The sequence below is a fragment of the Kitasatospora sp. NPDC057518 genome, assembly GCF_042802075.1.
Classification (GTDB): domain Bacteria; phylum Actinomycetota; class Actinomycetes; order Streptomycetales; family Streptomycetaceae; genus Kitasatospora.
Window position 1 is genome coordinate 1 of record NZ_JBHVEU010000360.1, and the last position, 9,125, is coordinate 9,125.

Annotated in this window: 7 protein-coding genes; 1 reads left to right on the top strand and 6 read right to left on the bottom strand. The window is 70.2% G+C overall.

From position 1 onward, the window contains the following. From ACFU7Z_RS29400 to ACFU7Z_RS29425, 6 genes are all read right to left on the bottom strand, one after another. Positions 1-1,136 (bottom strand): SIS domain-containing protein (locus ACFU7Z_RS29400; protein ID WP_380780777.1); only part of this gene is annotated, 1,136 nt, incomplete at its 3' end. 238 nt (positions 1,137-1,374) lie between these two features. Continuing rightward, a complete protein-coding gene (locus ACFU7Z_RS29405) occupies positions 1,375-2,691 on the bottom strand; it encodes an extracellular solute-binding protein (RefSeq protein ID WP_259316730.1) in 1,317 nt (438 codons plus the stop codon). A 419-nt stretch (positions 2,692-3,110) separates the two neighbouring features. Continuing rightward, positions 3,111-4,664, bottom strand: coding sequence for a glycoside hydrolase family 3 protein (locus tag ACFU7Z_RS29410; RefSeq protein ID WP_380780779.1), 1,554 nt, complete (start codon positions 4,662-4,664; stop codon positions 3,111-3,113). A 6-nt stretch (positions 4,665-4,670) separates the two neighbouring features. Next, positions 4,671-5,498, bottom strand: coding sequence for a carbohydrate ABC transporter permease (locus ACFU7Z_RS29415; RefSeq protein WP_049649423.1), 828 nt, complete (start codon positions 5,496-5,498; stop codon positions 4,671-4,673). After that, the gene (locus ACFU7Z_RS29420; protein ID WP_049649422.1) at positions 5,495-6,523 is read right to left on the bottom strand and encodes a carbohydrate ABC transporter permease; all 1,029 of its coding nucleotides are present in this window, start codon (positions 6,521-6,523) and stop codon (positions 5,495-5,497) included. The genes ACFU7Z_RS29415 and ACFU7Z_RS29420 overlap by 4 nt, the downstream gene beginning before the upstream one ends. Before the next feature lie 138 nt (positions 6,524-6,661). Then, positions 6,662-7,951: an extracellular solute-binding protein gene (locus ACFU7Z_RS29425; RefSeq protein WP_380780781.1), complete on the bottom strand. Its 1,290-nt coding sequence runs from the start codon at positions 7,949-7,951 to the stop codon at positions 6,662-6,664. 340 nt (positions 7,952-8,291) lie between these two features. On the opposite strand from ACFU7Z_RS29425, the gene ACFU7Z_RS29430 reads away from it, so the two are divergent. Next, positions 8,292-9,083, top strand: coding sequence for a GntR family transcriptional regulator (locus ACFU7Z_RS29430; RefSeq protein WP_049649420.1), 792 nt, complete (start codon positions 8,292-8,294; stop codon positions 9,081-9,083). Positions 9,084-9,125 lie beyond the last annotated feature (42 nt).

Below are 9,125 nucleotides of genomic sequence, written 5' to 3' on the forward strand. Positions count from 1 at the left end.
ACGTTGAACGGGCCGGGCAGCGGCGCGGTGGCGGACACCCGTACCCCGCCGGGCCCGATGGCGGTGAAGGTGGAGCCGAGCGGGCCCAGGGTGACGTCCGCGGCGCGCCAGTCGGCGTCCGGGTCCTGGCCGCGGGCGATGGTGACCTCGTAGGCCAGCAGCTGCAGCGGCAGGATCTCCAGGATCGGCTGCACCTCCTCGGGCACGCCGGCCGGCAGCGCGAAGCCGGCCGAGGCGGCGTCCACCTGCGCCTGCTGGCCGACCACCACCAGGTCCGCGCCGCGCCCGCGCAGCCGGTCCAGCACCGGCTGGAGGGCCTCGCCGCCCTTGCCGTCCGGGACGATCGCGATGACCGGCGAGACGTTGTCCACCATCGCCAGCGGGCCGTGCAGCAGGTCGGCGCCGGAGAACGGGGTGGCCGGGATGTAGGTGGTCTCCATCAGCTTGAGCGCCGCCTCGCGGGCGGTCGGGTATCCGTAGCCGCGCGAGGTGATCACCAGGCGCTGGGCGAAGCGGTAGCGCTCCGCCAGCGCCTTCACCTCGGCCCGGCGGGACAGCACCCCGGCGGCCAGGCCCGGCAGCTCCTTGGCGGCCGCGCCGTCGCCCCCGCGCAGGCCCTCGACCAGCAGGTAGAGCGCCAGCAGCTCGGCGGTGTACGTCTTGGTGGCCGGCAGCGCCTTCTCCGGGCCGGCCAGCACGTCGATGTGGAACTCGGAGACCTCGGCGAGCGGCGAGGCGGCGTTGTTGGTCACCGCGAGCGTGACGGCCCCGGCCTCGCGGGCGGCCTTGGTGGAGGCCACCAGGTCGGGCGAGCCGCCGGACTGGCTGACGGTGACGACCAGCACGTCGGTGAGGTCCGGCTTGGCGCCGTACGCGGTGGTGGTGGACATCGAGGTCAGGCCGGCCGGCTTGCCGAGCAGGATCTCGATCAGGTACTTGGCGTACAGCGCGGCGTTGTCGGACGTGCCCCGCGCGGTGAGCAGGACGAAGCGCGGGCGGCGGGCGGCGATCTGTGCGGCGACCTCGCGGATCTTCGGGGCACCCTCGTCGAGGATGCGCTGGAGGACGGCCGGCTGCTCGGCCATCTCCGCCGCCATGATCCGGCCGGGGACGGGAACGGTCTGCGGGTCGGACATCTGGGTCTGCCTCCGGTGAGACGGTTCGACCCCGCTCGGGCGGCTGCCCGGCGGGGACCTCCAGGCGGCGAGTCCGCACACTCGCTGCGGTCCTTCGTCCCACGATCCTACGGGCGCGCCCGCCGCCGGGCACCTCCGTCCGCACACCCGCGCGCCCCGCGCGCACGCCCACCCGCGCGCCCCTCCGGACGCCCTTCCGACGACGGGACGGGCGTCCGGAGACGGGCGCGACGGGAGGTCAGGACGCCTTGTTGATCAGCTGGTCGATCGCGGCGTCGGCCTCCTTGGTGGCCTGGTCCACCGACTTGCCCTTGAGGATCGAGGTCAGCATGTCCGGGATGATCTTCTGCTTCTCGACCGCGCCCCAGCCGGGGGCCAGCGGGGTGAACCAGGCGTCCGGGACGGCGTTGGCCGCGGCGGCGGTGCTCGGCTTGCTCTTCAGCGGGTTCAGCTGGGTCAGGTTGTTCGGCAGGATGTCCTTGTCGGCCAGCGCCTGCTCGGACTTGGTGCTGGTGAACATCCGGATCCAGTCGGTGGCCAGCGCCACCTGCTGGGACTTGGCGGTGACGGCGAGGTCGGAGCCGCCGATGAAGGTCGGCAGCGGCTTGCCGTCCGGGCCGGGCATGGTGGCCACCTTGACGGCGTCCTTGAGGCTCGGGTCGCCGGTGACCGGCGCGGTGACGCTGGCCGCCTCGTAGCCGTTGCCGTAGAAGGACGCGGCGTGCCCGCGGGCCATCGACTCGAACTGGTTCTGCTCGTTCACCGCCAGGTCGCCCTTGTTGTACTTGCGCACCAGGTCGACGAAGTGGCTGATGCCCTGCTGGGACTTGGGGTCGTGCAGGGTGCCGTGCCAGTTGCCGGAGCCGTCGAACTTGGCGATGCCGCCGCCGTACGCGGCCACGTAGCTCATCGCGGCGTACCAGTACGGGCCGGGCAGGTAGAGCGGGGAGAAGGTCTTGTCGGCCTTGTTCCGGTCCGCGACCTTGTCCAGCGCGGCCAGCAGCTCCGCCTCGGTCTTCGGGAAGTCGGCGCTGCCGGTGGCCTGCTGGAAGGCGGTGGAGTTGTAGATGGCGACCCGGGAGCCGGCGTAGTAGGGCACGCACCAGAGCTTGTCCTGGTACGTACAGGTGTTGGCGAGCGCCTTGATCCAGCTGTCGGAGTTGTCGAAGGTGCCGCGGTCCACCGGGGCCAGCGCGCCGGAGAGCACGTACTTCATGGTCTCGGTGTTGCCCAGCTCGACCACGTCGGGGGCGCTGCCGTCGGCGATGGCCTTGTCGAGCTTGGCCAGCTTGTCGGCCCAACCCTGGTAGGCGAGCTTGAGGGTGACGTTCGGGTACTTCGCCGCGAACTCGTCGTTGACCCGCTGGACCAGGTCCGGCCAGTTCTTCTGGGCGTCGTCCATCAGCCAGACGGTGACGGTGCCACCGGCGGCCTTCGGGTCCGCGGAACCGGCCGCGCCGGCGTCGCCCGAGGGCTTCGCCGTCGAGGAACAGGCCGTCAGACCGACCGCCAGTGCCAGGGTCCCGAGCGTCGAGATGAGCTGACGCTTCTTCACGCCATCCTCCGAGGGGTGTAGAGCCGTTGTGCCCGCCGGCAGCGTGATTGGCGCCCGTGGCGGAGAGTCCGGACAGGGGGCGGCGAAGAGCTTGGGGGAGGGCCGATACCACATCCGGCGAGGTTGAATCTCGAACCGGATGACTGGACTCTGGCCTAGACCATAGGTGGTGTCAACGACCAAAAGCCTTCGTCGGGGCGGCCGTTGCAGAGCCGTTGTACCGCGTGGCCGCCAGTCGTCGTTCCGTCACCCTAAGTAGGTCTTAAGGTGGATTTAAGGCCTGCTTGAGGGAACACGGTCACTCGGTGGTCTCCCGGGTCGACGGCGGGGAAACAGAACGGGCCCGCCATGCGACATGCGCATGACGGGCCCGTTCACCGACGCCACCGGACAGCGCCGGTGACGTCGCGTCGATCGTGTCAGCCGACCGCTCCCGGCTGCCCGGTGAGGACCTCCACGGCCGCCAGTCCGCAGACCCGGGCGGCGCCGTGGGTGGCGATGTACAGCGCGCCGACCGGCTCCGACTGGGGCAGGCCCATCTCGACCACGGCGGCGTCCGGCCGGGCCGCCACCAGGCGGCGCAGCGCGGCGGACATCCACGCGTGCCGGTGCGCGTCCCGGACCACCAGCACCAGGCGGCGGCCCTCGGCGCCGGCCAGCAGCTCGCCGACCAGGGCGTCCAGCAGCTCCGGCGCGGCCTCGGCCGCCGACACCGCGCGGGTGCGGGTGCCGGGGAAGCGGTCCGCCAGCATGCCGGCCACGCCCCACGGGGTGACGTCGCCGACCGCGATGTTCGGCTCGTCCGAGAACGAGGCCACGTACGGGCGCTCGCTCACCGGCGGCACCACCTGGCCCGGCGCCCGGACCACCTTGAGCGCCCGGCGCGCGGCCCGCAGGCCGACCGCCAGGTCCGGCTCGACCCGCTCGCCCTGGGCCGCGATCCGGCCCCAGCTGCCCAGCGCCCGGACCCGCTCGGCGGCGTCCGCCAGCCGCTCCTCGGCGAGCAGGCCGGAGCGCACGCCCGCCACGATGGCGTCGCGCAGCATCAGCACGGTCTCCTCGTCGGCCAGCCCGCCGCCGACGCAGATCGCGTCCGCGCCGGCCGCCAGGGCCAGCACGGTGCCCTCGCCCATCCCGAAGGTGTCGGCGATGGCGCCCATCTCGATCGCGTCGCTGACGATCAGGCCCTGGTAGCCGAGGCCGCCGTCGGCCGGGGCCGCGCGCAGCAGGTCGCGCAGCACGGTCGGGCTCAGGGTGGCCGGCAGCTTCGGGTCCAGCGCCGGGATCATGATGTGGGCGGTCATCACGGCCTTGGTGCCGGCCGCGATCGCCGCCTGGAACGGGATCAGGTCGCGGGCCCGCAGCACGTCCAGGTCGACGTCGATGACCGGCAGGCCGTGGTGCGAGTCCACCGCGGTGTCGCCGTGGCCGGGGAAGTGCTTGGAGCAGGCGGCCACGCCGGCCGACTGCAGGCCCTCCACCCAGGCGGCGGTGTGCCGGGCGCACAGCTCGGGGTCGGCGCCGAAGGAGCGGACGCCGATGACCGGGTTGCGCGGGTTGGAGTTGACGTCCGCGGTGGGCGCCCAGTTGTAGTTGACGCCGGCCGCGGCCAGCGCCCGGCCCAGCTCGCGGGCGACGTCCCGGGTCAGCGCCGGGTCGTCGATCGCGCCGAGCGCGAGGTTGCCCGGCCAGGACGAGCCGGAGCCCGCCTCCAGCCGGGTGACGTCGCCGCTCTCCTCGTCGATGGCGATCAGGAGGTCGGGGTTCTCGGCGCGCAGCGCCCGGGTGAGCGCGGACAGCTGGTCGAGGTCGACCACGTTGCGGTCGAACAGCGCGACCGAGCCGAGGCCCGCGGCGAGGTGGCGGCGCAGCCACTCCGGCGGCTCGGTGCCGACGAAGCCGGGCTGGAGGACGGTCAGGGCGTCGCCGTGCAGCTGGTCGCTGTCCGGCACGGTGGGAACGAGGATGCTCACGTGGACTCAGCCCTTCACGGCGCCGTCGGTCAGACCGCCGACCGCCTTGCGCTGGAGGAAGACGAACAGGATCAGCACGGGGATGGCGAACATCGTGGACGCGGCCATGGTGGCGCCCCAGTCGTTGCCGAAGGCGGTCTTGAAGGACGACAGCCACAGCGGCAGCGTCTTGCCCTGGTCCTTGTTGAGGATCAGGACGAGCGGGAACTCGTTCCACGCCGTGATGAAACCGAACAGCGAGGTCGACATCAGGCCCGGGGCCAGCAGCGGGAAGATCACCTTCACGAAGGCCTGGGAGCGGGTGCAGCCGTCCACCATGGCCGACTCCTCCAGCTCCTTCGGCACCGCGGCGATGAAGCTGCGCAGCGTCCAGATGGTGAAGGGCAGGACCATCATCATGTAGAAGAGGGTCAGCGGCACCAGGCTGTTCAGCATGTCGTTGTCGCGGGAGATGATGTAGACCGCGATGGTCATGACCTCCCAGGGCGCCATCTGGGCCATCATGATGACCAGCACGAAGGCCTTGCGGCCGCGGAACCTCATCCGGGCGATGGCGAAGGACGCCAGGGTGGCGATCACCAGTGACCCGAGCACCGCGCCGACGGTGACGACGACGCTGTTGAGGACGTACGTCCAGAAGTTCGGCGCGTTGACCGCGGTGGTGAAGTGCTCGAAGGTCGCGTCGAGCGGGATGAACACCGGCGTCGGGCTGATGATGTCGCTGTTCTGCTTGAACGCGGTCGCGAACATCCAGTAGACGGGGAACACGAAGAAGACGGCGAGGACGGCCGCGATCACGTTCAGCCAGGTACGTCCGAAGAGAGAGCGCCTCACAGCTCGTCCTCCTGCTTGATCATGATGCGGAAGTAGTACGCCATCAGCACGCCCAGCATCAGGATGGTGAGCACCGCGATCGCGGAGCCGACGCCGTAGTGCTGGCCGGCCGAACCCTCCAGGAAGGCGTGCACCGGCAGGGTCCGGGTCAGCTTCTCCGGTCCACCGGCGTTGACCGCGTAGACCTGGGTGAACGCCTTGAACACCCAGATGACCTCGAGGAAGGTCGTGGCCAGGAAGAACGGCTTCAGGTTGGGGAAGATCACCGCGGTGAAGATCTTGCGCGCGCCGGCGCCGTCCATCCGGGCCGCCTCGTAGAGCTCCTTCGGGATGGTGGTCAGGCCGGCGTACATGTTGAACGCCACGAACGGGATCGACATCCAGACGATCAGCAGGATGATCACGAAGAACGTCGAGTACTGGTTGCTGAGCCAGTTGTAGCCGTGCATCGACTGCCAGCCGAGCTGCTCCAGGATCCAGTTGACGACGCCCCACTGGGAGTCGAACAGCCAGGTGTAGACGGTGGTCGCGGCGACCACCGGCATGGCCCAGGCCAGCAGCAGCGCGACCTGGAGCACCAGCCGCATCTTCTTGCCGAGCTGGTTCAGCAGCAGGCCGATCAGGGTGCCGCCGACCATGATCAGCACCACGTTGACCAGGGTGAAGACGATGGTCCGGCCGGTGACCGACCAGAACTCCGGGTCGGTCAGCTGCTCCTTGTAGTTGTCGAAGCCCGTCCACTCGGTCAGGTGCAGGACCAGCTGGCGCCTGTTGAGGTTCTGGAACGACAGCAGGACCGTCTTGAGCAGCGGCCAGCCCAGCAGGGCCAGGGTCGCCACGGTGGCCGGCAGCAGCAGCAGGTACGGCGCGAGGCGTGAGCCCAGGCTGGGGCCGCCCGCGGATCTGGCGCCCTTCGGCGCGGTGCCCTTCGAGCCGCCGCCCGAGGCGCTCGTCTCTTGACCGGCCACAGCGGCCTTCCCTGGGTCCGGGGACTGTGTCTGCACCCGCTCCGAATGCACAGCCATCGTTCTCACTTCCTCACAACCTGGCCACGACGGACAGGCGCCGCCCACCGGCCCCCCGCCGGGGGCCGGTGAACGACGCTGCTGGGACCCGCCTCCGGACTCCCGCCTGCGGGAGGGCCGAGGACGGGTCCCGGGTGCTTACTGCTTCTGGTTGAGCTTCTTGGCGATCTCGTCGTCGTACTTCTTGGCCGTGGAGGCGAAGTCGCCGCCCTGGAGGACAGCGGTCAGGAACTCCTTGACCGGGTTCGGGTTGTCCTCGACGCTGGACCAGTTCGGGGTGTTCGGGGTGATCGCGCCGACGGTGGCGCCCTGCTGGGCGGCCTTGGCGAAGTCGCCCTGGATGTTGGCGTTCAGCGCGGGCTTGTTCGTGGTGATGCCGGCGGCGGCGAACAGACCCTCGTTCTTGTCGTTGAGGGCGATCTTCAGGTAGTCCTTGGCCATGTCGGTGTTCTTGCTCTGCGAGGCGATCGCGAGGTTCGAACCACCGAGGAACACGCCGGTGGGCTTGTCGGCGGTCTTGCCGGGGAGCGCGAAGTAGCCGATCTTGTCCTTCGGCATGGCCTTCTCGTCCGGCAGCTCCCAGCCGAGGCCGATCATGGCGCCGACGTTGCCCTGGGCGAAGACGTCCTTCTGCTGCGGGGTGGCCTCGTCCTTGTCCTTCGGACCGGTGGCCGAGTAGCCCTGGAGCTTCTTGTAGGTCTCGAAGGCCTTCTGGCTCTCGGGCGAGCCCAGGCCGCCGACCCACTTGTCGCCGTCCTTCTTGGCGATCTTGCCACCCTCGCTGGTGAGCAGACCGAAGTAGACGTACCACTCCTGGCCGGGCATGTAGATCGGGTCGACGACGCCCTCGGTGGTCTTCAGCTTCTCCAGGTCGCTGTAGAACTCCTCCAGGGTCTTCGGCGTGTCGGTCAGGCCGGCCTTGGCCCACAGGTCCTTGTTGTAGGCGACCACGCGGTTGGTGACGTACCACGGGGCGGCGTACTGCTTGCCGTCCAGGACGGCGGACTCGTTCTGGTTGGCGGGCCAGGCGTCGCCGCCCAGGGCGGCCTTCTCCTTGGTGAGGTCGAGCAGACCGCCCGAGGAGGCGTAGCCGGCGGTCTGGGTGTTGCCGACCTCCAGGACGTCGACCGAGCCCTCCGACAGCGCGGCGGTGATCTTGGCGCCGATGCCGCCCCACTCCTGGGTCGCGTACTCGACCTTCGAGCCCGGGTAGGTGGTCTCGAACTCGGTCTTGACCGCGTCGGTCCAGCCCTTCGGGGCGGAGCCGGTCATGGTCCAGACCTTGAGCGTCTTGCCCTTGTACTTGTCCGCCGCGGAGGCGGAGGGCGACCCCGAGTCGCCCTCGCTCTTCTTGCCGTCCGAGCCGCAAGCCGCCAGGCCGACGACCATTGCTGCGACGCCGACCGCCGCGATGAGCTGACGCTTCATTACGCCATCCTCCTGAGGGATGCCTGGGTTACCCCCGTCGGGCGGCAGCGGCAGACCCACACAAAGCGGGGGGAAAGGTGCCGCGGACCCCTTCGAACGGGTGGGGGGATTCATAGCTACCGGCCTAGTGGTGTAGACCAGCTGCCTGGAGCTTGGCCTAGACCAATGGGCCTGTCAACGGCTGTTCGACCGATCTCGACCACCCGTTATCAAGCCGACACCGCACATCGTTCATCGCGTGATGAGGTATTCGTTCCGTAGCCATACATGCAACGATGTGAGCCGTTAACGATGTGGCGGGGTCGCCGTAGGCCTCGCGAGAAGCGGGAGAACAGGTCCGATGAGCAGCGACGGGGGATCCACCGCCCAGGTCAACGACCCCGAGGTGAACAGCCTCCCGACGCAGGCCGGCACCGACCCGACCGCGCGCGTCCCCAAGTACTACGGCCTGAAGCGGCACCTGCTGCAGCTCACCGAGACCCAGCCCGCCGGCACCCCGGTGCCGCCCGAGCGGGCGCTCGCCGCCCAGTTCGACACCTCCCGCACCACCGTGCGCCAGGCCCTCCAGGAGCTGGTCGTCGAGGGCCGGCTGGAGCGCATCCAGGGCAAGGGCACCTTCGTCGCCAAGCCCAAGGTCGCCCAGGCCCTCCAGCTGACCTCCTACACCGAGGACATGCGGGCCCAGGGCCTGGAGCCCGCCTCCCGGCTGATCGAGATCGGCTACATCACCGCCGACGACCGGCTCGCCCCGCTGCTCGACATCAAGCCCGGCGGCCGGGTGCTGCGGATCGAGCGCCTGCGGCTCGCCAACGGCGACCCGATGGCCATCGAGGTCGCCCACCTCTCCGCCAAGCGCTTCCCGGCCCTGCGCCGCAACCTGGCCAAGCACACCTCCCTCTACGCGGCGCTGCGCGAGGTGTACGGGGTCACCGTGGCCGAGGCCGAGGAGACCATCGAGACCACCCTGGCCAACCCGCGCGAGGCCGGCCTGCTCGGCTCCGACCTCGGCCTGCCGATGCTCCAGCTCTCCCGGCACTCCTTCGACAACGACGGGGCCCCGGTCGAGTGGGTGCGCTCCATCTACCGCGGCGACCGCTACAAGTTCATCACCCGACTGAAGCGTCCGGAGTAGCCGCACTCCCCCACCGCATCCCGGGCACCGGCGCGCGCGACC